The following is a 24421-nucleotide window of genomic DNA, read 5'->3' on the forward strand; positions in this document are numbered from 1 at the left end:
GTATAGTATTCACCAAGGAAATTTATTTGATGAGATGCAGATGAAAAAGAAACCAGTAATGTATTAATTCATGTTTTGCAGGAGGAAGAATGGGAAGAAAATGTAAGAACGAAGGTCTAAGGTTAGTTGGAATTATATTAGTGATTGTTGGGGTTGGGCTATGTGTAGCGGGAGTAAGATATGGAAAATATATAGCAGAATCGAATAAAAATGAAAGTAGCGTGGTAGCTACGATTACAAATATTACTTCATATGAGAATAGTAAGGGAAAAGAGGAGACAGATGTATATGTTACTTATGAAATTGATGGACAGACTTATGAAACGCAACTGTATGGATACTCATTTACCTGGTATAAAGGAAAGAAATTAACGTTATCCTATAATCCAAATGATCCCTATGATGTAAGTGCACAAGAACTTGAGTATATGTCAGTAATTATGATATGTACAGTTGGGCTAGTTAGCTTGGTTATTGCTTGCAAATTGTTGTTGGGTAATAAGATACAAGTTTACAGAGCTAAACGGAAAAAAGCAAAAGTTAGCAACCAACTACACTAAGTGAAGTTTCAAAAGTGAGAAATTTGATCGAATAAGATACAATGTTGTAAAATAGAAAAACAACAAGGGAAATAATAGTACTCAAGCATAGCAAATTTAATCCAGTTACATATCATAGTAAAAAAGGTATATCTAGGAGAAAATATGAAACACATATATCGTTGGATCTGTATTATCTTTGCTTTTGTGTGTGTCGGAATGGGATTAATTGGTGTGTTCTTGCCAATCTTACCTACAACACCTTTTTTGATACTGGCTACTGTACTGTTTGCGCGAGGTTCAAAACGATTTCACCATTGGTTTCTTTCTACAAAATTGTATCGTAACCATGTGGATCGAATTGTGAACCAAAAGGCAATGACTAGACGAGGTAAATGTTTGATATTAAGTACAGTTACGGTTTTACTTACAGTAGCTTGTGTATGGGTGGAGATTCTTTGGATTCGAGGAGTTTTGATTCTAGTTGGGCTTTTTCATTACTATTACTTCTTGTTTCGACTGCGTACTTGTAGAATTTAGAAGAGTGTAAGAAAGAGTTCTATCATTTGTATTCATAAGAATAAATTATATATAATACAATTGGAATAATTTGCTAATTCTGTTATAATACATTCGTAATGATTTATTGTTCATTACTAATTTTCATTACTACCAGATAACATAGGTTTAGAAATCGATAAAGATGTCCGATATAGATGATATACGGTAGTGGAATGAGACATGGTGAGGTATTAAGGGATGAAGAGAAGAGCAAGAGCAAGTTACGGTATGGTCATTTTCTTGATTATGATTTTTGGAGTAGATTTTTTAGTGCTGAATAAAGCAGATACAGTTATTTGGTCAGCAGATCATTTGTTATACGGAAACCAATGGGGATACTTGACACAGTATGGACGTTTACTTAATGTAAGGGCAATGAATCCTGAGTGGTGGAGATTGCTCACTTGTCAATTCTTACATAGTGGTGTTTTACATCTATTCGTAAATGGTATCGGTTTGATCTGTATTGGATCAATTGTTGAAAAAAGGGTAGGAGCAAAGCGTTTTCTCTTATGTTATCTACTTAGTGGAATCGGATCTGCATTAATAACGATGTTTTTCACGTATGGAAGTGTTGGAGCAAGTGGTGCTATCTTTGGTTTGGCAGGTATGTTACTTGTCTTTATGATTCGGGAACGAAAACAAGTGTGGTCAAGGGAACCAATATTCAAACGCCTTTTGATCTTGGCATATCTGATTTTACCAAATCTAAGTGGAATCAATTCCATCGTGTCACATGAAGCAGGATTGATCTGTGGTATTGTGGCGGGACTACTTCTAGTGGGAAAGCAAGAGAACGAAGAAAAGTTAGAATTAAACTAATTATTGCAAATGTACATATAATATAAAAAAGTTGTTGACAGAAGAGTAGAATTCATGTATCATATTCTTGTGTTCAACAACAGAATATGCGCGAGTGGCTCAGTGGTGGAGTATCGCCTTGCCAAGGCGAGGGTCGCGGGTTCGAATCCCGTCTCGCGCTTACTTTTATAGTCTGCAACCTTAGATAAAATCTTTGGTTGCAGACTTTTTGCATTTATAGGATTATGATTACAGTGATTACACGTACTCAAAATAGTAGATTTTATGAGTTATTCCGTGTAGATAAGAATTCGATTTGATTAATAATAGAAATGATTACATATTAGAATTTTAATGCTTTCTCAAACTGTTCTTCCGTTTGTTCCTGAGAATAACGATTGTAGCAGTAGTTACCGTAAGTAGTTTTAGTACTTTCGTGACCAACCGTCTGACAAATCTTATTAATGTTGATACCTGAATCAATTAAGGTAGAAATATAAGTCTTTCGAACCTTATGAGTTGACTTATGTGAGATGTTGATATGATCACAGTATTTACGGATTCTTGAATCTACAGCTCTCGAAGAAATTCTTCCACGAATATCTTGAAACAAATAATCTTCGTCACTATACCCATTTTGTTTTATTTCGCTTATTGCAGCATCGATGATTGCTATTGCTTCATCTGTGAGATATATTTTACGTTTTCCTGCCTTTGATTTTGTTCGTTCAACAACAGTTCTAGATGCTGGTAGCCATTTTCCATTATAATCTTGCTTCTGTTCTTTAATCTCCATACGTTGAATGTGAAGATATCGACCACGAATATCAGAACACTTAATAGCTACAAGTTCACCAAGTCGTACACCAGTCTGAAATGCGAAAGGAATCGCTAATGCCGCAAGATTACCTGTGTCTATAAAATCTGCCCGAGCTTCATTAATGATTGGCTTTACTTCATCTACAAGATAGACTTGAGTTTCATCTTCCTTTTCTGGAGGAGTATGAAACATATCCGGTTCAATCTTGATATCAGCAAAAGGATTAAATGATATTAGTTTTTTATCTACTGCATACTGAAGTGACTGTCGAAAAATCAAAGACATATTGTAATAACACACCTTGGTCATTTCATGTTGTTGTATGAGTGCATGAATCCATGTATCAAGAGTCAACTTATCAAGATTACTAAGTGGTATTTTGATAATGGAATCATTGATATAAAATCGTCTCCAGTCATCATCGATTCTGCGTATTGAGTTCGTTGATTTTGTATGAAGCGATTTATATTGTAGCCATTCAGGATAAAGAGTTTCAAGTGTAATTGCAACTTGTTCTTGTTCCTCATGATAGAAGGTATAGATTTCATTAACTAAGCTTTCATGACTGCTTTTTGCGATTAAGCGTCGATTCTTTGACTTGGTCTCATCAGGAAGGTAAGTGTACCAACGATTATTACTACCTTTCCATATTTTGTACGTATGTACCTCACGTACGAATTCTACTTTTTGTTTAAAGAAATGATGAAGTAAACGGCGAGTTCAGAAAAATTGAATATCAGAAGGATATTTCACGACATTGACTTTAGTCATTGGGGCAGTCGTAAAAAGCTCTTTATTACTTAACAGCTATACAATTACATAAATTGAAAGAAAAGATGATATAGAAGGTGAATCAATCACTGCTTAATATGTTGTATATACGTAAGTTGCGTCATAAGGCAAAAGGAAATAAATGAGTGTGAGAAAAATTGTTATGTGCATAGGTATAGGATTGAGAAGATATTAGTGAACTATAGACAAGTTAGTGGACATAATTATTAAAGAAAACTTTCTGGAAACAGATGATAAGCATGATTCCAGAAGAGTTCTTCTTTATCGTTTGGTGTTAGCATTCCAAGAGAACTATGAGGCGTTTTCGAGTTATAGAAGCCTTCAATGTATGCAAAGATAGATAGTTGCAGTTTTTGTAAAGAGTGATAGGTTCTTCGGTTGTTTCCTTCTTTTTTTGAGGTATATGAAGCAACATTTACAACAGGCATTATCCAATGGGTAACCTTTCTTGGAAAATGATTGCACGACATTAAGAGTATTCAATAGCTACCTGAATGAAAAGGCAGTATAATGAAATCCTCAATCAGAATGGAACATGAGCATTACAGGGTAGTTCCTCTTATCATAAGATTTTTCGTACGTAGTCATTACCAGGTCAACAGCGGGTTTGCTTGAGATATTCCAAGCGATGACTTTGTGTGAGAATAAATCTATTACAATACAGAGGTAATACCACTTGCCGACAGCTTTAAGATATGTAAAAGCGCTAACCCACACTATGTTTGGAGGTCTCTGATTGAACTCCTGATGAAGAGGATTGGAACAATCACCGTTATTTTTGTGTTCGTAATTATAATAAGGTTTTCAGTTGACATTCTTGGTAACTGAAAGGTTTTCATTAGTGGGTACACTCATCCGACACTAATGTTAATGCCATAATCACGCTGAAGAACATAGCAAATCTTATAGGCAACAAGTCGCTTATTACAATCAGCATAAATATGGAGAATAAGTTTTGCTTTGTTGTGGTCAGCTGGAACTGAATTGTAATGCTTGCAATAAGTACTTCTGTGGACACCTAAGACTTTACAGAGAATCTTGATGTCGTGTTGAAAACGTAGCTTATGAACAGCATCTAATCGTTGTTTGAGTGTGATGTGAAGATGGCAATCGCTTTTTTAGTATGAGGAGTTCTTCTTCAAGCAGAGCATTACGCTCTTGAAGTCCCTTGACTTGTTTAGCGGTCAAGACTTCGCCATTATCCGTTTCAACGGTTGAGTACTGTTTAATCCAACGGCCAAGAGTAGTAATAGATACACCATACTTTTTACAGAGAGCAGCTTGTGATTTGTCGCCGGATTGATAAAGGTTAACGAGGGTACGTTTAAGGTCCTCGTCATATCGAGTTCCAGTTTCGCTTTTGGACATGAGTGTTTATAAAGAAAAAAATATTAATAAAGATAAAAGTATGTTATTATATAATAATGATAATTAATGTAATGTAATGTACATTATGGTTGTTATGAAATGGACTTTATAAAGTTAGTGACAAATGAGATACTAATTAAATATTGTTTTATCTATAATAGGAGGTAGAGGAGAAAGCTATGGAAAGCATGAATAATGAAGAAAGTGACAAACTCTCTAAATTTGATGAATTAAAGGAAATACTGTTAACTTCCACTCCAATTTTATTTTTAGGAGCAGGATTTTCGGTAGGAGCAGAAAACCTTATATCAACAATGGATGGTACTGGACTGAAGCAATACATATTTGATAGTTTAGTTAGAGATAAGATACCCAAAGAAGATATAGAGGAAGTACAAGGGTATGATTTAAGAAGATTATGTGATGAAGTATATAGTATATATGATGGTAAAGATGAATTAAAAAAATTGTTATTATTGTGTTTTAAGAATACAAAACCTGGAGAGGAAAAGTTTCATTACAAGTTAACAGATTATCCTTGGAAGAAAATCTATACAGTTAATATAGATGATTTAGTAGAGTACATATATAAAAAAAACGATATAGATATTGAGGTTCAAAATAAAAAAGAATTAAAGATATCAAATTGTGATGTTCAATTATATAAATTACATGGATGTGTAAATAATCCAGATGATGGATTTATATTTTCGGAAAGTGAATATACAGATCTAATTACAGATGCACTTGATGCTAAGTTGAACAGTTTTTCAATAGAGATGCAAAAAAACAATATTATTTTTGTTGGAGCTAGTATGGATGAACCTGATATAAAGTATTACTTAAAAAAATATGCTGATGCAGGCTGTAAATATAGAGACAATAAACTTTTCTTTATTGATTATAATCCTTCTAGATATGTAAGAAAAACAGTTAAAGAACTAGGAGGAAAACTTATACAGTGTAGTGCTGCAGAATTTCTGAAATTTGTTTCAGGACTTCATTATGATCCAAGTACATATGAGAAAGCTAAAATTGAATTGAACTATAGTGGGATATATAGACTTGAAGATATTTCAAAAACATACAAAACTCCATATGAGAGCAAATTATACACAGGATATTTTTGTGAATGGCAGGATGTTTATGATGGTTGGACGTTTGAAGAAACGAATTACAAATTAGCAAAAGCAAAGCTAGATGAATTGATTAATACTAACGATAATATAAAATGTTTTAGTATATATGGTACTATTTCATCTGGGAAGAGTTGTCTTTTAAGACAGTTAGGATATTATTTAAGTAGCCAAGGATATGAAGTGTTAGAGTACAGAGGACGATATCTCAATAGGAAAATAATTTTTGATTTTATACGAAAGAGCCCTAAAAAAAGTTTTGCTTTATTAATAGATGGTGGAAGTTACTATTATGAGTCCATAGAAAAAATGTTCTTTTCTAACATTGGGGATAAGGAACTTGTAATACTAACATCGTCCAGAGAGTATTATCATAATAGAAAAAAATATTATCTAGATGGTAATAATTATGTTGCATATAAACAAAAAGATATTTTTACTAAGGATGATGCCATAAGTATTGAAGGTACATTAGAATCAAAAAGTTATTTATCCTATATGGCATCCTTAAGCAAAGAAAAAAGAATAGCTGAGATAAAAAAGAAGTCTAGTATGATAAATTTAGTGGTTGCATTAACATATGGTGTGGCAATGAAAACATCAAAACACTATTGGGAAAATTGCTTAAAAAAACTTTCTTTTGAAGAAAATAAATTATTAATAGAACTTGCTTTATTCGATGTTGCAGATGTTGAGTTTTATCCACGCGAATTATTTTCGGAAAGGTATGGTACAAGAGTTACAGTTGATAGAGATATAGATATTCATAATATGAGAATTGTGGACTTTGCAAGAATGGATAATAATGGATTAACATTACGAAATGTTATTCTCACCGACTATATTATTAAGCATAATGTTAAACAAATACCGGATATACTTATAGGTATGCTTATACACATATCAAAGTATGTTACAGAAAAAGGAAATGATACTTGGTATATTATTTTTCAATGTTTATTAAAGGAAGATATATTGACCAATAAGTTTATGCTTGATAAGAAAAGTATAAAAAGAGTTTTTTTGTCAATAAAGGAATATTATAAGAACATCAGCTATTATTGGTTGCAACTAGGAATGTTTGAACAAGAATTAGGTGATTATGCAGGGGCATATAATCATTTTGAAATATCAGCAAGTATTAGACCTAAGTCATATAAAATTGAACATGCTATTGCTAGAAATTTTATGAGATATGCTAATAATACAAACGATAAGCTTCAAGCTATGCAATTATTTGAAGAAGGCGAGCGGCGAATGAAAGAGTTAATAAATAGTAAACAATATTATAAAGAAAAGGCGAAACCTTTCTCTGTAAATTGTTACGTAATAGAGAAGGTGAAGTTTATAAAGAGATTTGATATTATTCCATCTAATAAAGAGTTGGAGTATATCATTAGTATTTTGGATAGTATAAAAAGTATAGATGATCCATATTATGAAAATGTAATATATAAATTTTATAAATTGTTAGAAAAAATAAATAGAGTATCTATTTTGCGATTGGACCCTAGAAGTCCATATATGAATTTTATTGGTAAACATCAATATGAGGATACTAGTTTAGATGATATAGATCCTGTGATGGATATGTAACGTGATTTACCAGTAAGAAATTAGTAGACTATATGCTTACCCCCATGATTACACCAGCCAGATGATGTGCGGCATCCCCCTTTCTTGCTGGTGTTGATCATTAGGTTACGAATTCGAATCCCGTCTCGCGCTTTCAAAAACCAAAAGAGGATATCCAAGAGGATATCCTCTTTTAGTTTTTTCGAGTCCAATTCTGGACTCGAAGGTTCGAATGTCTACACTCCGTTACAGTCCGCGCTGGGCCGAGGTCCACAGGACCTTGTGCGGTCTACACTCCGTTACGGTCCGCCCAGGACTGAGGTCCACAGGACCTCATGGGCCGTCTCGCGCGTGGCTGCTCACTACTAAAATTCTGTTTTGGTTTTCAATTTTAGGCTTTGAGTTATTAGTGAGTACATAAGATTTTTCATTTTTATTGATAGATTGCTAGAATTTCCAATGTTCTATAGTTACTATCAGCATACAATTCAATTAATCCATCAGGTCTATCACCCATACTTCTTCTCACAGTCCTATTTAAAATCATGAAATACTTAAGAGGATCATAATAAGGTTTAGTAGTATCCATTGTGTTATTGGATGTAATTTATAATTGATACTTCTGTTTCTTCATATTCTTCTAATTCTTCGTAATTTAACTATATTCATCTAATTTTTTTGGTTTTACACGAAAGAAAGTTTACACTATTTTATGAAGAGTAGGAGATACACATTGATAAAAGGGGTACGCAAATTGTTGGAGAATATTATATTTAATTTATTCAATATGGTATTATGATATAATAATTTACATATGAATTGAATTTGTGGAGGTAATAAATTATGGATTTTAGAAAAACATTTGATAAAATTCCGGAAGAGTTTGAAATGTATCGCCCGAGATATTGTGAAGAACTTTTTGATAAATTGAGTTCAGCTTGTTGCTTAGATTCTGGTAAGATGGTACTAGAAATTGGTCCAGGAACAGGACAAGCAACAGAACCTATTTTACTAACTGGTTGTAATTATACAGCAATAGAACTTGGAGAAAATTTCACATCTTTTATGAAAAGAAAATTTGGTACATATAGTAATTTTAAAATTATTAATGATGATTTTGAAACTTACAATTTTCCCGATAATATGTATGATTTAGTTTTTTCAGCGGCAACTATTCAATGGATTCCTGAAAAGATAGCCTTCACAAAGATATTTCAAATGTTAAAACCTGGGGGTTACTTGGCAATGTTTATGACTCGTTCTGATGAAAAAAGTGCAAATGGAGATTTACACGAAAAAATTCAAGAAGTTTATACGAAGCATTTTCATGTTAAACAGGAGTATAGTTGTAAATTAAATTATGAAAATGTGATTAATTATGGATTTCAAAACTTTAGCTTCTATGAGTGGAAAAAAGAAAGAACACTTACAGCAGATGAGTATATTTCATATATAGGTACTCATTGTGAACACATAACTTTGGAAGAACCTTATAAATCTGCATTTTATTCGGGAATAAAGGATGTTATTATGTCAAACAACAATCAAATCAAGATTATAGATACAATACCTTTGTACTTAGTTCAAAAGCCACTATAGATTCCAATTTTCGCAGTGACTTTGAAAAAACCATTTGAAATCCGTACATAAAAATATGTGCACTATTATGTGAACATAAATCAGAAGTGGATGGAACCCCTTTCTTTTCCGTATTTGTAGGATAGGATTATGGTTCGAAGTTCTACATTCCATTACGGTCCGCGCAAGACCAAGGTCCACAGGACCTTGTGCGGTCTACACTCCGTTTCGGTCCGCCCAGGACTGAGGTCCACTGGACCTCATGGGGGCTACATTCCATTACGGTCCGCGCAAGACCAAGGTCCACAGGACCTTGTGCGGTCTACACTCCGTTTCGGTCCGCCCAGGACTGAGGTCCACTGGACCTCATGGGGGCTACATTCCATTACGGTCCGTGCAAGACCAAGGTCCACAGGACCTTGTGCACCGTCTCGGCTCTCAGTCCAATCCTGGACTTGAAGAGATATTACACTTTATCTTGACTCAATAGTATTAGCGAGGTAGTATTTATTTTAGTCTTATATGGGTTATTGTGGAGGAAGACAGTTTATATTATGCAAATGGTAATCGAGTGAAACAATAGGATAAAATGAGATTGAAACAGACGAAAGAACGATACAGAAAGAAGGAAATACAACTATGAATTTACGGTTTATTAATCCAGGAATAGATTATATGCTTGAAAGTATTATGGCTTTTCAAAGTGATGATGAGACTGCATTTTGGTCAGACTCGCTTTATTATTTCTATCCACAGTTAGACAAACATAAGGCACAAAAAATGGGGTATTTAGACAGAAGGAGGTATATAGAACGTGTTATTCGTACACTATATGTAGACTTAGAGAAAAGCATAAATACGAAAGTGGCTAGTTATTCAAAGCATTGGGAAGATAATAAAGAGCAGATCACAAATGCTTTATCAGAAGCATTTGAAATCAATTGCTCGGATCTTTTTGAGGATATCGCGTGCAATATTTCTATGAATCCTGTATCGCCAAGATTTCTTGAAGAAAAATATTTTGAGGTATTTTATCTTAATAGTGAACGAGGAGCTTTGGGAGTTGCTCTACATGAAATAATACATATTATATGGTTTTATGTCTGGAACCAAGTTTTTGGGGATAATTATGATGAATATGAACGACCATCAATAAAATGGATTTTAAGTGAAATGGTAGTTGAATCAATAATGAAAGATAAGAGATTACGTTCAATTAATCCATATTTTCCAAGAGAGAATGGTGGCTGTATCTATCCTTACTTTTTTGATATGAAGGTAAATAATTGCTTGGTGTTAGATACAATTGATGAGATGTATCAAACGCAGGATATAAAATCTTTTATGAAAAATAGTTATAATTTTTGTTTGAAATATGAAGACGAAATTAGGGCTCATATTGAAGAATCAGAGAACAGCAATCGTTAAATAGGATATCCTTTTGGATATCCTATTTCTTTTTGAGTCCTATCCTGTACGGTTGTTTGTTGAATATTATATATAAAAATAGTATCAAATAAACCTAAAAGCTTGTAAAAAATTATGGATTGTTTTATAATTAGTACATACACTTAAGAGTTACTAAATTAAGGAAATTTACAATTGTTAAGTGAATGCTTGTATATCTTAAGCACCTATGTTTTTAAACAGATAGTAAAATTAAAGAGTTATGGGGAAGAGATTCGATGGAATGTTTTTCTTAATCTTATGGAATATATGTGTTTTATATAGGACAAGGGATTTAACAATACTCTAAAAATTTAATAATGTTGATATAATGTATACTTCAACATTATCTACAGATAGCGAATCTTTGATAAAGGTAAAGTGGTAAGAATGGTGCTATATCAAGTCAAAGGATTCCAAATGATCTGCGGGGGAGAGTTAAGGTATACGGTAAGGAGGATGATATAGTGTCTGCACGAAAATTGAAAGAAGTTGTTCTTGAAACACGAAGACCAGTTATTAATAATGCTCCTATAGAAAAATTTCGATTGGAAGATTCTTGAATGAATACATTAGAAGTAGTTGAGGTCTAATTTAGGAGATAGTTGTTATTGCTAACGCTACATTCGATTTATCTCTATGGGTTAATCTTTAAAAATACCCATTCAAGAAGAACATGTTGTATTTATAATCGTTATAGTTAAATTATTTTACATAAGAGTGTTATTTAATATGTTTTTACTAAGGAGGAAAATATGAAAAAATTAAAATTTCGATATTGGTTTGTGGGTAGTTTCGCATTTTTAATAATATTAATGAATCTATTCATTTTTTTATTTAAATCGCAGTTTGTCGTACTAGCAGGATCAATTCTTTTACTTGTATATGGTGCTGTAGTATCAGTAATGGTATCAAAAAACTTAAATACAATAAGAAGAAAAATAGATTTAATAAAAAGTAATGGCTTTAACAGGGAGAGCAATACGAGATTGAAACACATTGCTTGTAAGGAAATTTCGGATATATTAGACCAGCTTGAAGAAGATTCGATTGCTATACAAGGGGATAATAGTACGACAGGAGTATACGATAAGTTAACAGAACTTTATAATTCCACCATTGTACTAAAAGACTGTGGAACAAGAATAACAGATACCTTAAAAAGTGTTTATGAATCGAATTGTGAAATCTCTTCAGCAGTAGAAAGTCAATCGCAAGATACGCAACAATGTAATAAAGCAATTATTAATATTGGGGATGAAATTAATGATACAAAAGAATTGACAGAGAGTTTGTCAACTTCTACAGAAAGTATGGTTGAAAAAAATATATCTGCACTTGAAAATATTGATAGAGTAAATGAAATCAATAAGAAGACAAATTCCAATATCAATGTTATTGAAGCAACCATATCCAATATTTACAATTCAGTAAAAGAAATAACAAAGGTTTTACAGATTTTGAATGGAATATCATCCCAAACAAACCTTTTATCTTTAAATGCATCGATTGAAGCAGCAAGAGCTGGTGAACTTGGAAAAGGATTTGCAGTTGTTGCATCGGAGATTAGAAATTTAGCAGAACAAAGTAAAGATTCAACAAAAGAAATAGAAACAATCATACTTAACTTACAATCCCAAGCAGATGAAAGTGAAGAGGACATAAAAAAGATTAAAGATACGTTGTTAACGCAAAATGATTTGATCGATACAACACATAAGGATATGTATGCTACAAAAGCTTCGATCGAAGAATTAAGGGAGATTGTAATCCTATTAACAGACAATCTTAGTGATTTGAATGAGGAAAAGGATTGTATCGTTGAGAATATTGAGAATCTAGTTGCTTTATCAGAAGAAAACTGCGCATTACTTGAGCAAAATAATCAGAAATTGTCTACTGTAGGTGATGTTGTAAAATCATTAGGAGAAGAATGTAGTAATCTTACAGATAAGAGTGCTGCTTTAACTAAAAATCTAGTAAGTTTATAGGGGGAGTTTTCGTTGGATTGTATATATTAATTGAAGAAACTTCGTACACACGTATTAAGTATGTGCACGTATTCTTATAATATTTACAAATGTTTTTTAAGACACACTACGAACGAATCATTCTGTGGCAAAAGTAAAATCGTAGTGTAACAGAAATGCTTGACTATAACATCTTAGGTAGGTGATTATTCCAAAGAAGAAAAATGTATCAACAAGGTTGAAGTAATAATATAAGGAGGATATTGATATGGGAGAGTTGAAATCGGATATTAAAGTTAGTTGTGATAAAACGAATAAGGTGGTAACCCTGATATTTGAAGGTAGAATGGAAGATTATGCAGATCCAGAAGGATTTTTCAAAAAGTATGGCGAGTGTAAGGCTATATGTAAAGACGGAACAATACATATCGATTTGTTCAAGTTGCTTCCATTTTTCTCAGCGACGTTGCCAGCATTAAGTGATCAAATGGCAGACTATGCAACAAATTTTAGTAAAGTACTACTTATCTTACCTGAGAATGTTGTTGCGAAAGGCCAAATGAAGAGAATGTTGAAAGAAAGAAATATTACTGACCGATTTACGTTTGTTGATCATTTTTAAATGGATTATACAAAGAATTTTAGTACGATATTTGTTATATTACCGGACAATATCGTAGCAAAAGGCCAGATGAAGAGAATGTGGAAAGAGAATAATATACTAGTTCGGTTTACTTGTGTAACACATTTTTAGATCGTTTTGAATAATTTATTATGTTTTCAATGGAGCTGTCGTTCTTAATTAAAGCGACAGCTCTATTCTTATTTACGTGAGCAACGAGCCAAAGTCAAGTTTACTTAAGACCTTGGCGACTGCCGCGATAACTTGATAAACACTGAAAGCATACTACGATGATTGACTTGCTTTCATTGATTCGTTATACTCTAAACAACCTGTGGTTCTGATTGTCATGGTGAATTTGAAAAACAGAAATTGGTGAGATGTGTATATCGCTTAAAGATTTAAAACTTGAACTTGTATATTTTTATCAATATGGTACGATATTTGGTAACGATGATTTTGAATATACATGGGGGGAATGAACTTGAAAAAGCTATCGATGGATTATTTTATAAGATTGAGAAAACTGGTTTATCGCAATGCTAGACCACTTGACTATACTATGTGGAACTATCTTTTTGAGAACGGAAATTGTGAGGATTTTCTTTCGGTTTTGTCCAGTTATCAAAATGAGGATGGAGGTTTTGGTTACAACATTGAGTGCAATAATTGGAACCCTAATTCTTCTCCATATACGATATGCATAGCATTAGATTATTTGGACAAGGCAAGCGATTATGTTAGCAGTACAAAAGATATGATTATTATGGGGATAATCAAATACCTTGCTTCAGGTACATACTTGTTAGAAAGCGGTTGGGTGGGAATGCAAGGAATCCTAAGCAACAATGATTACGCACATATGCCATGGTTTCATTTTGACCCAAAGAAAGCCATGGAAGCGGATATTGGAGTAACCAAGCGCCTTTCAGATTTTATACTTAAATATGCAGACGAAGACAGTGAGATTTACCACAAGGCAGAGGTTTTAAAAGAAACGTATAAGTTGAGTGGACAAGTTTTCGTTAATGGCTTCCCTGATTATGACCCTGTATCATTGAATATAAAATCCTTTGACCCTGCAACATGGCCTTCTTGGTTGCCATTGCCTGTGTATTTTGTTGGTTCACAAAATAGCAAACATTATCCAGAGCTTAAACATGTCGTTGATCTAAATCTGGATTCGATTATTAATACACTACAAAACACAAAGGAGATTTAATTAACACCAGAGGAAGATTTAAATGCATTCGAACAAAACAACCCGCATCCAGATGGAAAACGATGGTGTGTCACTGAACAAGCAATCGGAAATTATTATTGGGGTACTCATAATATTACAATTGATTTGGATATATTGAGGAAGTTTGATCGATTGGATTTTAAGCTACCTGTTCATACAAAATGAGCATAGTATGAAGCTTACGTATACCGATTCGTTGATAAGAATATAGTTGGATTTGGAGGTGTAATATGCTGAAAACAAAAAGACTTGAACTGGTTGGATTTGATGTTAAATATGCAAACGATCTCTTTGAACTATGGAGTGACTTTGAAGTAATAAAATTTACATTTACACCATTAATGACCACCATTGATGAATGTATTAATTACATTGAACATCAGATAAGTCGGACAAATAAAGATTTCATAGATCGTTTCGTTATTCTGCTAAATAATAAAGCGATTGGTATGGTTGGTTGTATTTGCATGGATAAAGAAAATTATGTTTTTGGGCTTTATTATCAAATATCTCGGGTCTACTGGGGGTGTGGTTATGCAAGTGAAGCAGCGAGTGCAATACTACAGTATGTTTTGGATGCATACCCAAATGCCATTTTTAGAGCAGAAGCAGTATCTGAAAATTCGGCAAGTGCAGCTGTACTGAAGAAAATTGGATTAAAGCAAACCCATATAGAAAAAAATGGATTTATGCGAAACGATTTTGAACTTGATTTGATTCATTATACTAATGCTTAACCTAAAAAATGAGTATAGTTTTAATTTTTTTTGATAGCTAACATGCAAGGAGGATGATGAGATAATGAGAACAGAAAAGGATATATATGAGCTTATTTTAGATATAGCACGAAAAGACGATAGAATTGTTGCTGTGTATATGAATGGTTCTCGGACGAATCCCAATGCACCAAGGGATATCTTTCAAGATTATGATATTGTATATGTGGTTGGTGAGACTGGAAGTTTTGTAAAAGATAAAGATTGGATCAATCAATTTGGAGATATTATGTATATGCAATATCCGGATGAAAGTCCGTTTTATCCAAGTGATAAAGAACATAGGTATGGTTGGCTCATGCAGTTTAAGGATGGTAATCGGATTGATTTAACGGTTCAAACTTTGGAGTATGCAAAAAAGCACATTTCAGATGATAAATTATGTAACGTTCTTTTGGATAAAGAGAATGTTCTCCCGATTATCGAAGAATCTACAGACAGTGATTATCATGTGAAAAGACCAACGCAAGAACAATTTTCTGCTTGTTGCAATGAATTTTGGTGGTGTAGTAATAATCTTGCGAAAGGGCTATGGAGAGAAGAAATTACCTATGTGCAGGATATGACTAATTTTGTAGTACGGAAACAATTGGAGAGGATACTTGCGTGGAAAGTTGGTATCGTTACAGATTTTTCTGTTAGCGTTGGAAAGTCAGCAAAGTATATGAATAGATGGCTTGAAAAAGAGATATATGAGAACTATTTGAGAACTTATTTTATTGCAGATGTAGAGGCGGCATGGAAGTCTATATTTATAATGTGTGATCTGTTTGACAAGATGGCTATTGAGGTGGCTAATGATTTGGAATATAGTTATAATCATGAAGAAGCAAAAATGGCAAGAACGTTTCTTGAAGATGTCAATCGATTACCAAAAGATGCAGTAGAGATATACTGAAAAAAGTGAATACAGAAGGTTGATTTATGGATGCAAAAAAGTCTTGAGATTTCAAGACTTTTTTGCGTGATGGAACATGTTGGATGTGATGAGCCCTATCATTATATATATTAGCATGGTAAAATTATCAAATATGATGTAAGATGAATATAAGAAAGTAATTCACAATTATTTGTAAATGTGAATTATCGATATACGATCATTTGAAAGACCTAAAGGAAGCAGATTTTGATGAGGTGAATGAATGAAAGATTTGAAAGTAGTTTTTATGGGTACACCAGATTTTAGTGTGAATGTGTTGCATCACTTAATTGCCCAGACGAATGTAATAGGAGTAGTAACAAAACCAGATAAATTAGTCGGAAGAAAGCAAGTACTGACGCAGTCCCCTGTAAAAAAAGTGGCACTTGAAAATGGTATTCAAGTAATACAGCCAATTAAAATTAGAGAAGAATATCAAAATATCTTGGATTTGAATCCGGATGTTATTATAACCTGTGCATATGGTCAATTTTTGCCCAAAGAGATTTTAGATTATCCGAAATACGGTTGTATCAATGTGCATGCCTCCCTCCTTCCCAAATTAAGAGGAGGAGCACCAATTCATAAAGCGATTATTTATGGATATCCCACAACAGGTATCACCATCATGTATATGGGGCAGAAGATGGATAATGGTGATATAATTAGCCAGAAGAGCATTGCGATTGAAGAGACAGATAATGTGGGGACGTTACATGATAAGCTTAGCATATTAGGTGCGGATTTGTTAATGGAAACACTACCTGCTATTATAAGTGGACAAAGTAATCAAATTGTTCAAAATGAAGAAGAAGTAACATTTGCTTACAATATATCCAGGGAAGAAGAGCATATAGATTTTAACAAAACAAAAATAGAAGTTTTTAACCAGATCAGAGGACTTAACCCATGGCCTGTGGCGAATACAATTCTTGATGAGGAAGAGATTAAGATCTATGAAGCGGTTATAGGTGAGGATTTATATGCAGAGCAAGCAAATGGGGAAATTGTGAAATTATATAAAGATGGAATCGGCGTTAAAGTATCCGATGGAGAAATTATTCTTAAGACAATAAAACCAGCAGGTAAGAAGAAAATGAGTGCGAAAGATTATGTGAATGGCTGGAAAGAGAAGAACAATTTAATTGGTAAGGTATTTCGTTAAGAAAAAAATAGATTTGAGTCGTTTATAGGAGATTATCTAGCAATTGCTATTAATGATGTATCAATTTATAATACAAGAGAAGAAACAGATCATTTTGTGGGAGTACATGCTGGTATGACTGAAAATGAAAGGATGGTTCCACTCGTTGTTATTGAAAAAGCAAACAAAAATAAAAGATTGGATTAAGCGAATCCTAAGAAAAAGGAAAAACTACGTGAACTTTACAATGCAACGTAAAGTTAGAATAGCAACTAATATCAAGAAATTCATTTCAAATTACGTTATACTTAATCAAGGTGATTGAATCGAGGTGAATAAAAGTATGTATGAGTGGTACAAGCAGATCCAGGAAATCGTTGATGAAATTGATCAGTGTATCAGGAATCATCAAGATGAGGCATTAACGTTACGGTTTCTTTCTGACAAACTAGGCTATTCAGCATATCATACTACCAGGAAATTCAAAGAAATAGCAGGCATGCAGTTTCGAGAATATTTACGACTTAGAAAGCTTGCTTTTGCATTAAAAGAAGTGCGGGATAGTGAAAAAAGTTTCTTAGATATTGCGTTTGATTATGGATTTTCTTCACATGAAGCATTTACGAGAGCCTTTAAAAAGTTATATGGGGTAACTCCAAAAGATTATCGAAAAACCCCTAAACCAGTCGTTCTTCGTACAAAAATCCATCCTTTTGACCGCTACTTGTTTGGTTTGAATGAAATTGGTATGATGAAATCGGACGATGCGATTAAGATTTATTTCGTAACCATTCCTGCACACAAATTCTTACATATAAAAAATTATGAGAGCAATGGGTATTGGGACTTCTGGCAGAAACAAAGTCTAATTCCTGGACAAGACTGTGATACGATCTGTGGCTTGTTGGATAGTATAAAAGGAAAATTAGATGATGATGGTGGAAGCGAATCTAACGGCAGCAGTGGTCAGATTATGGCATATATGAATGATCCAAACGGCAGACTTTGTGATTGGGGATTTCTTCGAACAGAGTGCTATGGTGTACGTCTTCCGTACAATTATTGTGGGGCTTTACCTTCTCAGATGCTTTTGGCTGATATTCCCGATGCAAAGTATATCGTTTTTGAACATGGACCATTCGATTACGAACAAGAAAATCGAAGCGTGGAGAAAATGATTGAACATGCAATGGCGACCTTTGATTATACTGGTACTGGTTACTGTTTTGATTCTTCACCTGGCAGATTGACGTACTTTTATTTTAATCCGAAACAATGTTTTAAATATGTTAGACCAGTACGAAAAATATAAACTTTTGGACGATGCACAACGAACGAAGAAAATTGGTTTTGTTGGATTGGTAAGTAATGTCATTCAGAAGTGTTATTCAGGAAACAGGTATGTAATGATTCTTGCATGATACAACGTCAGTAGAAGTGTAAAAGGGAGGATAATAAGTATGAAAAAATGGTATGAGGAAGAGTATGAATGGGAAATTGAGGTGACAGGGTTCCTTCGCAGCGATCACACAGAACGCTATTGTCGAAATGGTGAAGAAATTGGAGACAAATATACCTGTACATATGGCTGCCCGGTTAATGCATCTGGACAAGGCATCTGCTCCAAAACCATGATGATGATGTATCCAATTATGGAAGCAGTAAGAAGCGGTGGGGATTTAGAAAACATCGGAGGCAATAGCAAATATAGCAAAGAGATCGTGTGTCCTGATGGTTGCGTTCAATTCCGATTGACGGCGAAGAAGCTTGGAAATGAAAATTTTTATAAAGGAAAGTTTTTTGATTGATATAAACAGGTACTGTTTATAGGCTGCTTTCAATATAAACTATATGAAACAAATTTACATAATGAAGCATTTACATAAAGGAATATTTACATAAAGAAACATTTACACAAAATGTACAAAGGATAGGAGATAAAAATGCATATAGAGATTATTGACGAAAAAGACTTACAGGATATTGCTGTTGCTTATATGGAATACTTTAATGACGAAGGAGACAGTTGGAGCCAGGAAGGAGCGTATAAGCGCTTACACCAAATGTGGAGTATTGACGATTCCATTTGCCTAAAAGCCATGAAGGAAAACGAATTAATGGGTATAGGAATGGGGTATTTGGAATGGTTCGATGATGGACCATATTTTCATATATTTGAAATCTTAATTCTGAAAAAATATCAAAATTTCGGAATTGGTACGTTATTGCTGAAAGAAGCGGAACGGATAGCAAAAGAAAAAGGGGCAAAAGTAGCTACATTAGAAGCTCTAAACGATGAGCAACATGAACATTTTTATGGAAAACTTGGGTATTCTACGAATCAAAACCTAGTATTTAAGATGAAGAAACTCCAATAAAGGACAATGTCCTGTTCTTAGCTGTTTCCTCCGTTGTACATTTATGCAATACAGAGGGGAAAACACACGAAAATCATAGACAATAGGGAGTTCAACGATCTATAGAAATATGGAGAGATACATATGGCAGAATTATGTGATGTATATGATATAAATCGACAAAAGACTGGTCGGCTGAAAGAAAGAGGAACCTTGTCACCGGATGAATATTTTTTAGGTGTTGAGATCTGTATATTCAACCATCAAGAAGAGATGTTAATTCAACAGAGGCAACCATGGAAAGAACCCTGGGCTGGTTTGTGGGATTTATCTGTTGGTGGATGTGCCATGAGTGGGGAAACAAGTCAACAGGCAGCTACGAGGGAACTACAGGAGGAGATTGGGGTTCGCTATGATTTTTCGATAGGGAATGCCTGTCCTTTTTTCTCATTAACCAGCGAGAATGGATTTTATGATTTTTATATACTACAGAAAGAGATTGCTTTCGAGCAATTAACAGTAAGTTACGAAGAAGTACAGGCTGTTAAATGGGCAAAAAAAGAGGAGATTTTATCCCTCATTGATCAAGGGTTGTTCTTACCGTATAGCAAAGGAATGATTGAGCTGTGTTTTGATCAAATGAATAAATGACGGAATTAGAGGAATAGAAGAGAAAGAAGAAAAAAGAAGGAGGAATTTACATTGAGAGAAAAACGTTTGCTTAAGCTCCATGCGATTCTGTAGGCAAATACGTGTGGAGCGTTAATTTCTGTTTGCCAAATCATTCGTTTGAAGTACAGAATCCGCATTCGAAAGAATAGTAGAATAAGGAGCAGGTACAGAATGAAATATAAGAATGCAAGAACGGTAATTCCGGAGAAGTTACTACTTGAAATACGTCAGTACATCCCAGAGGGACTTCTATATATACCGGGAACAAAGGAACGGAAGAAATGGGGAAGTCAATCAGAACTACAGCTTGAATTAGCAGATAGGAACCGACGAATTTTGATGGACTATCAAAAAGGAAAAACCGTAATTGAATTAGCAAGAAGATATTATTTATCAGAGAGTTCAATCTATCGAATTATTAAGGATACAAAGGCTGAATTAAAAATGAGCAATTTAACCGAATAAAGATATAGGTGAAGTAATTTGAAATAAATAATACGAAAAGAAATCCAATAAAGTAACACAAAATAAGACTTATAAAATCATGGTATTCATACAAGATGTAGTAAGTCTTATTTTATTGCATTTGTATTAAACAATTCTTAGGAACACAAGGACGAAGGTTTATGGTAAACTATAGATACATTTCGATTACAAAAAATGTTATGAATGAGAAGGGAAAAAACGATACATAGGGAGGTCAATTATGGATTTTAGAGGGTATGATACACTTCCACAGGCTGTAAAGGAACAGATTGAACGATTGAAGAAAATCTGGATGAAGCATTTGGGTGATTCGTTGGTGGGAATTTACATACATGGTTCGATAGCACTGGACTGCTTCATAGAAGAAAACAGTGATGTGGATTTATTGATTATAAGTGATCGTAGGATTGAACGAGAGGAACGGTTAGCAATCGCAAAAGATATATTGGAGAACGATCGGAAACCATCGCCACTGGAGATGTCTGCGATTCGGCTAGAGGACATGCACCCATGGAAATACCCAACACCTTGTCAATTTCATTACAGTGATTATTGGACCAAACATTATAAAGAGTTACTGAACGGGACAATACAGGAGAGTTTTATTGTGGATGAAGATTTTGGTGATGAGGATATTGCTTGTCATGTGAAGCTTACGAATCAGAGCGGTATCTGTATCTATGGTAAACCAATAGCGGAGGTCTTTCCCGTTGTACCAGAGGAAGATTTTTGGAAGTCCATTAGTAATGATATAGAGGACTATGATTTTCATGCGTATGATGCCAGATATTTTGCAAGTAATATACTGATCCTTGGACGTATCCTTTCTTATAAAGTGGAAAAGCGGATTCTTTCAAAATATGAAGGTGGCGTATGGATGAGGGAGCATGTAGCAGAGCAATATCGGTATATTGTTGATCATGCATTACGAGAATGGTATAGGGGGGAAAAGGGACTGGAATATAACCAAGAGGATATGGAAGAATTACGAAAAGTATTAATTAAAGAGATTCAAGAATAAATGAAAACACCCATCACGAACAAAGTATCATCGTGTTCGTGATGGGTGTTTAATGTTAAAACTGAAAATGCTTAATGATTGCTTGTTTTGTTTCTTCAATGGAAACACTACCGTCAATAATACGTACGGGGTAATTTTCTTGTTCGCATTGTAAAATGACATCCTTGGCAAATGCAATATCTCGGTTCATCCAATTTGCAAATGCCTTCTCTTGATCCGAGCAATCCTTTAAAACATAAGGAACCCATTCTCTTTGCTTATAATGAAAAATCTGAAAATCTGCTGTTGGTACCAGTGCAATATAATGCGAAAGTGATACCTTGGCTGTTTTCATTAAGTGCGGTAAGAAAGAAGCGCCTTCTGTTATGACCGGCTTATCGTCATTGAATTGTAATAAATCTTCTTGGATAAATGGAAAGATTTCTTTATAAAAAGCGAGTTCCTCCTTCGATTGAGTTGATACATCACGCCTCCAGATTTCTTCTGGAGACAGGGTTTGTTGCTTTAGACAGATGGGCAAATGCTGCTTGGCACCTAACATCGTGTAGCGTTCCAAATGATCATCTACCTTAAAATATGTCATATTATATTCTATAGCGAGTTGCTCTGCTATTGTGCTTTTACCACTACATGGTGAACCACCGATATAGTAAACATTGTTCATGGATTAATCCTCCCTTGAATTATGATTATCTATTGTTGGCGTTTGTCCAAATTTCCATAGGAAACCTCCTGATCGTATATTTTGAAAAGGCTGTCTTAAATTAGTTCCTTCTCATATGTAAAGGGGTATCATGTGATATTTATCCTACTATATGAGGAACTTGACACTTAATCCCTGTATTCATTATAGTACAGAATGAAGAAAAAAGCAGTATAAAAAAGGCATGAAAATTTAGCAACAGAATCGATTGATAGTTGCGGGATATTGACGGAATTAGTCGTAAAAGATATAATGAACACAAAATTAACAAAGGGGAGAAGGCGCTTATATGGAGAAGAAAGAAGTACTACAGTACATCGCACCATGTTCCTTATGCTGTTTTACATGTCCAGCGATGAAAGAAGGTGCAATCGCACAGTGTGCACGGAAACTGTGTACATTATTTGAGGGGTATTACGATTTTAATGATGCGAATATAGCGAAAGAAAATCGTTCTTGGCTAAGTGATTTTGCTGATTTTTATAAGAAGCTGGAACAGTATACACAACCAGGTTGTCCAGGGTGTAGAAACAACCCAACACCAGGTAAAGGGTGTATTGAAGGTTGTATAATACCAAGTTGTGTGAAAGAACATGGTGTGGATGTATGTGCAGAATGTATAGAATTCCCTTGTAAAAAAGCAAAAGAATTCTTCCAAGGGATTAATCAGGTAATTGGCTATGATTGGGAGAAGGGCAATAAGCGAATTCAAGAAATAGGGATACAGGCATATTTTGAAGAAAAGAAGGAAGTATCCCACTATGTTAGTTATAAAAAATCTAGATAGATATATCGGAAGACGGAATTGATAAAAGGGGGAGAATGTTATTAAACAATGTATCAAAAAGATAGGCAAGATTGTTGGAATTTTATTGCTTGTAGCACTCGTGGTAGGTCTTTTCTTTCCTACATGGACTCCTAAAATAAAGAAAGAAAATAGTATAAGTGAATTGAAAAAAGTGAAAGTGAATCATACGTCATTATCTGTAATGATCCGAGGAAATGATAAAGATAATCCAGTTGTTATATTCGTGCATGGTGGACCTTGTAATTCTGAGATTCCATACATTCGTAAGTATCAAGACCTTCTGGAAGAAAAATTTACAATTGTTCATTATGACCAACGTGGCAGTGGTAAGTCATATCAATTTGGCAGAGATTACTCGAAGGTTTCTGCAAAGACCCATGTACAGGATTTAATTGCGTTAACGGAGTATGTAGAGGAATATCTTCATCAAGAGAAAGTAATCTTAATTGGACATTCCTATGGTACATATATAGCGACTATGGCTGCCAGTGAGAGACCCGATCTATATCAAGCTTATGTTGGAATTGGGCAGATGTCAGATACCATAAGTAGTGAGCTGGATAGTTTACATCGCTGCATAGAGGTAGCAAAAGAAAAAGGAGAAGAAAAAGATGCAACGTATCTTGCAAGTTTGGCTGAGGATATACAGAGTGGAGAGAAAATTGTACCACGTCAGTATTTGAGAAAATATGGGTTCGCGGCAAGAAAGATTGATGAGAATAAGGATTATGTAAAAGGCTTTCTTTTTGGAACCGAATATAATCTGCTTGATACAATACGATTTTATGTTGCTTCTATCCAATATCAAGATGGATTAATTAAGGAAGCACTTGAGAATCCTATAACAGAGATTGTACAAGACATTCCTATTCCCGTGTATTTTGTAATGGGAAAATACGATGGTATGACTTCACCTAAGGTTGCAGAAGAGTACCTTAATACCTTAGGCGGCGAGTCAATACGCCAATTTGTATTATTTGAAGAGTCGGCACATTATCCCCAATTAGAAGAGAAAAAGAAGTTTTTTAAATGGATGTGTGCCACATTTTTAGAAGAGTAGAAAGCATAATTGGAGAGAGGGGGA

The 24421-nt window shown here is 34.1% G+C and carries 24 protein-coding genes and 1 tRNA gene; 21 read left to right on the forward strand and 4 right to left on the reverse strand.

What is annotated here, in order from left to right; all coding sequences use genetic code 11:
• Nucleotides 1–89: 89 nt before the first annotated feature.
• The 4 genes from HBB17_RS00730 (at nt 90) to HBB17_RS00745 (ending at nt 2082) form a co-directional block, all read left to right on the forward strand.
• The gene (locus HBB17_RS00730; protein ID WP_167954849.1) at nt 90–560 is read left to right on the forward strand and encodes a DUF3592 domain-containing protein; all 471 of its coding nucleotides are present in this window, start codon (nt 90–92) and stop codon (nt 558–560) included.
• 144 nt (nt 561–704) lie between these two features.
• Nucleotides 705–1079, forward strand: a complete 375-nt coding sequence (locus HBB17_RS00735) for a YbaN family protein (protein ID WP_167954850.1) — start codon at nt 705–707, stop codon at nt 1077–1079.
• Nucleotides 1080–1346: 267 nt separating this feature from the next.
• On the forward strand, nt 1347–1922 hold the full coding sequence (locus HBB17_RS00740; protein ID WP_167954852.1) for a rhomboid family intramembrane serine protease: 576 nt from the start codon (nt 1347–1349) through the stop codon (nt 1920–1922).
• Between the two features lie 88 nt (nt 1923–2010).
• Nucleotides 2011–2082, forward strand: a tRNA-Gly gene (locus tag HBB17_RS00745).
• 162 nt (nt 2083–2244) lie between these two features.
• Here HBB17_RS00745 and HBB17_RS00750 read toward each other — a convergent pair.
• The 3 genes from HBB17_RS00750 to HBB17_RS20725 form a co-directional block, all read right to left on the reverse strand.
• Complete coding sequence (locus HBB17_RS00750) at nt 2245–3006, reverse strand: site-specific integrase (protein ID WP_167954854.1); 762 nt, start codon at nt 3004–3006, stop codon at nt 2245–2247.
• 1026 nt (nt 3007–4032) lie between these two features.
• Nucleotides 4033–4230: a DDE-type integrase/transposase/recombinase gene (locus HBB17_RS20720; protein WP_238483643.1), complete on the reverse strand. Its 198-nt coding sequence runs from the start codon at nt 4228–4230 to the stop codon at nt 4033–4035.
• A 345-nt stretch (nt 4231–4575) separates the two neighbouring features.
• Nucleotides 4576–4881 carry a transposase gene (locus HBB17_RS20725; RefSeq protein ID WP_238483644.1) on the reverse strand — a complete coding sequence of 102 codons (306 nt, stop codon included), beginning with the start codon at nt 4879–4881 and terminating at the stop codon, nt 4576–4578.
• 179 nt (nt 4882–5060) lie between these two features.
• On the opposite strand from HBB17_RS20725, the gene HBB17_RS00760 reads away from it, so the two are divergent.
• The 15 genes from HBB17_RS00760 (at nt 5061) to HBB17_RS00830 (ending at nt 21826) form a co-directional block, all read left to right on the forward strand.
• Nucleotides 5061–7613, forward strand: coding sequence for an SIR2 family protein (locus HBB17_RS00760; RefSeq protein ID WP_167954856.1), 2553 nt, complete (start codon nt 5061–5063; stop codon nt 7611–7613).
• An 822-nt stretch (nt 7614–8435) separates the two neighbouring features.
• Complete coding sequence (locus tag HBB17_RS00765) at nt 8436–9191, forward strand: class I SAM-dependent methyltransferase (protein ID WP_167954857.1); 756 nt, start codon at nt 8436–8438, stop codon at nt 9189–9191.
• 618 nt (nt 9192–9809) lie between these two features.
• The gene (locus HBB17_RS00770; RefSeq protein ID WP_167954858.1) at nt 9810–10598 is read left to right on the forward strand and encodes a hypothetical protein; all 789 of its coding nucleotides are present in this window, start codon (nt 9810–9812) and stop codon (nt 10596–10598) included.
• A gap of 773 nt (nt 10599–11371) precedes the next feature.
• Complete coding sequence (locus tag HBB17_RS00775) at nt 11372–12607, forward strand: methyl-accepting chemotaxis protein (RefSeq protein ID WP_167954859.1); 1236 nt, start codon at nt 11372–11374, stop codon at nt 12605–12607.
• Between the two features lie 247 nt (nt 12608–12854).
• On the forward strand, nt 12855–13208 hold the full coding sequence (locus HBB17_RS00780) for a hypothetical protein (RefSeq protein ID WP_167954860.1): 354 nt from the start codon (nt 12855–12857) through the stop codon (nt 13206–13208).
• Nucleotides 13209–13707: 499 nt separating this feature from the next.
• A complete protein-coding gene (locus tag HBB17_RS00785) occupies nt 13708–14430 on the forward strand; it encodes a hypothetical protein (protein WP_167954861.1) in 723 nt (240 codons plus the stop codon).
• A gap of 251 nt (nt 14431–14681) precedes the next feature.
• Nucleotides 14682–15188 (forward strand): GNAT family N-acetyltransferase, encoded by a 507-nt coding sequence (locus tag HBB17_RS00790; RefSeq protein ID WP_167954862.1) that lies wholly within the window; start codon nt 14682–14684, stop codon nt 15186–15188.
• 64 nt (nt 15189–15252) lie between these two features.
• Nucleotides 15253–16125 (forward strand): aminoglycoside 6-adenylyltransferase, encoded by an 873-nt coding sequence (locus HBB17_RS00795; protein ID WP_167954863.1) that lies wholly within the window; start codon nt 15253–15255, stop codon nt 16123–16125.
• 244 nt (nt 16126–16369) lie between these two features.
• Nucleotides 16370–17311, forward strand: coding sequence for a methionyl-tRNA formyltransferase (gene fmt / locus HBB17_RS00800; RefSeq protein WP_167954864.1), 942 nt, complete (start codon nt 16370–16372; stop codon nt 17309–17311).
• Between the two features lie 322 nt (nt 17312–17633).
• Nucleotides 17634–18602, forward strand: a complete 969-nt coding sequence (locus HBB17_RS00805; RefSeq protein WP_167955051.1) for a helix-turn-helix transcriptional regulator — start codon at nt 17634–17636, stop codon at nt 18600–18602.
• Nucleotides 18603–18750: 148 nt separating this feature from the next.
• Nucleotides 18751–19098 (forward strand): TIGR04076 family protein, encoded by a 348-nt coding sequence (locus HBB17_RS00810; RefSeq protein WP_167954865.1) that lies wholly within the window; start codon nt 18751–18753, stop codon nt 19096–19098.
• A 135-nt stretch (nt 19099–19233) separates the two neighbouring features.
• Nucleotides 19234–19668 (forward strand): GNAT family N-acetyltransferase, encoded by a 435-nt coding sequence (locus HBB17_RS00815; RefSeq protein WP_167954867.1) that lies wholly within the window; start codon nt 19234–19236, stop codon nt 19666–19668.
• 123 nt (nt 19669–19791) lie between these two features.
• The gene (locus tag HBB17_RS00820) at nt 19792–20298 is read left to right on the forward strand and encodes an NUDIX hydrolase (protein WP_167954869.1); all 507 of its coding nucleotides are present in this window, start codon (nt 19792–19794) and stop codon (nt 20296–20298) included.
• A gap of 192 nt (nt 20299–20490) precedes the next feature.
• On the forward strand, nt 20491–20784 hold the full coding sequence (locus HBB17_RS00825) for a CD3324 family protein (RefSeq protein ID WP_167954871.1): 294 nt from the start codon (nt 20491–20493) through the stop codon (nt 20782–20784).
• 241 nt (nt 20785–21025) lie between these two features.
• Nucleotides 21026–21826 (forward strand): aminoglycoside adenylyltransferase domain-containing protein, encoded by an 801-nt coding sequence (locus HBB17_RS00830; protein WP_167954873.1) that lies wholly within the window; start codon nt 21026–21028, stop codon nt 21824–21826.
• A 55-nt stretch (nt 21827–21881) separates the two neighbouring features.
• On the opposite strand, the gene HBB17_RS00835 is transcribed toward HBB17_RS00830, so the two are convergent.
• Nucleotides 21882–22490: a hypothetical protein gene (locus HBB17_RS00835; protein WP_167954875.1), complete on the reverse strand. Its 609-nt coding sequence runs from the start codon at nt 22488–22490 to the stop codon at nt 21882–21884.
• Nucleotides 22491–22818: 328 nt separating this feature from the next.
• Here HBB17_RS00835 and HBB17_RS00840 point away from each other — a divergent pair, with 328 nt between their 5' ends.
• Entirely contained in the window at nt 22819–23316 is a 498-nt protein-coding gene (locus tag HBB17_RS00840; protein WP_167954876.1) for a DUF3795 domain-containing protein, read from the forward strand.
• A 172-nt stretch (nt 23317–23488) separates the two neighbouring features.
• Nucleotides 23489–24397: an alpha/beta fold hydrolase gene (locus HBB17_RS00845; RefSeq protein ID WP_238483645.1), complete on the forward strand. Its 909-nt coding sequence runs from the start codon at nt 23489–23491 to the stop codon at nt 24395–24397.
• Nucleotides 24398–24421 lie beyond the last annotated feature (24 nt).

Source organism: Anaerosporobacter faecicola, assembly GCF_012070565.1.
Lineage (GTDB): Bacteria > Bacillota > Clostridia > Lachnospirales > Lachnospiraceae > Anaerosporobacter > Anaerosporobacter faecicola.

Excerpts from the sequence above, each read along its gene's own strand:
- HBB17_RS00730 (WP_167954849.1), top strand. The coding sequence starts at position 90 with ATGGGAAGAAAATGTAAGAACGAAGGTCTAAGGTTAGTTGGAATTATA.
- HBB17_RS00735 (WP_167954850.1), top strand. The coding sequence starts at position 705 with ATGAAACACATATATCGTTGGATCTGTATTATCTTTGCTTTTGTGTGT.
- HBB17_RS00740 (WP_167954852.1), top strand. The coding sequence starts at position 1,347 with ATGATTTTTGGAGTAGATTTTTTAGTGCTGAATAAAGCAGATACAGTT.
- HBB17_RS00750 (WP_167954854.1), bottom strand. The coding sequence starts at position 3,006 with ATGTCTTTGATTTTTCGACAGTCACTTCAGTATGCAGTAGATAAAAAA.
- HBB17_RS20725 (WP_238483644.1), bottom strand. The coding sequence starts at position 4,881 with ATGTCCAAAAGCGAAACTGGAACTCGATATGACGAGGACCTTAAACGT.
- HBB17_RS00760 (WP_167954856.1), top strand. The coding sequence starts at position 5,061 with ATGGAAAGCATGAATAATGAAGAAAGTGACAAACTCTCTAAATTTGAT.
- HBB17_RS00765 (WP_167954857.1), top strand. The coding sequence starts at position 8,436 with ATGGATTTTAGAAAAACATTTGATAAAATTCCGGAAGAGTTTGAAATG.
- HBB17_RS00770 (WP_167954858.1), top strand. The coding sequence starts at position 9,810 with ATGAATTTACGGTTTATTAATCCAGGAATAGATTATATGCTTGAAAGT.
- HBB17_RS00775 (WP_167954859.1), top strand. The coding sequence starts at position 11,372 with ATGAAAAAATTAAAATTTCGATATTGGTTTGTGGGTAGTTTCGCATTT.
- HBB17_RS00780 (WP_167954860.1), top strand. The coding sequence starts at position 12,855 with ATGGGAGAGTTGAAATCGGATATTAAAGTTAGTTGTGATAAAACGAAT.
- HBB17_RS00785 (WP_167954861.1), top strand. The coding sequence starts at position 13,708 with ATGGATTATTTTATAAGATTGAGAAAACTGGTTTATCGCAATGCTAGA.
- HBB17_RS00790 (WP_167954862.1), top strand. The coding sequence starts at position 14,682 with ATGCTGAAAACAAAAAGACTTGAACTGGTTGGATTTGATGTTAAATAT.
- HBB17_RS00795 (WP_167954863.1), top strand. The coding sequence starts at position 15,253 with ATGAGAACAGAAAAGGATATATATGAGCTTATTTTAGATATAGCACGA.
- fmt (WP_167954864.1), top strand. The coding sequence starts at position 16,370 with ATGAAAGATTTGAAAGTAGTTTTTATGGGTACACCAGATTTTAGTGTG.
- HBB17_RS00805 (WP_167955051.1), top strand. The coding sequence starts at position 17,634 with ATGTATGAGTGGTACAAGCAGATCCAGGAAATCGTTGATGAAATTGAT.
- HBB17_RS00810 (WP_167954865.1), top strand. The coding sequence starts at position 18,751 with ATGAAAAAATGGTATGAGGAAGAGTATGAATGGGAAATTGAGGTGACA.
- HBB17_RS00815 (WP_167954867.1), top strand. The coding sequence starts at position 19,234 with ATGCATATAGAGATTATTGACGAAAAAGACTTACAGGATATTGCTGTT.
- HBB17_RS00820 (WP_167954869.1), top strand. The coding sequence starts at position 19,792 with ATGGCAGAATTATGTGATGTATATGATATAAATCGACAAAAGACTGGT.
- HBB17_RS00825 (WP_167954871.1), top strand. The coding sequence starts at position 20,491 with ATGAAATATAAGAATGCAAGAACGGTAATTCCGGAGAAGTTACTACTT.
- HBB17_RS00830 (WP_167954873.1), top strand. The coding sequence starts at position 21,026 with ATGGATTTTAGAGGGTATGATACACTTCCACAGGCTGTAAAGGAACAG.
- HBB17_RS00835 (WP_167954875.1), bottom strand. The coding sequence starts at position 22,490 with ATGAACAATGTTTACTATATCGGTGGTTCACCATGTAGTGGTAAAAGC.
- HBB17_RS00840 (WP_167954876.1), top strand. The coding sequence starts at position 22,819 with ATGGAGAAGAAAGAAGTACTACAGTACATCGCACCATGTTCCTTATGC.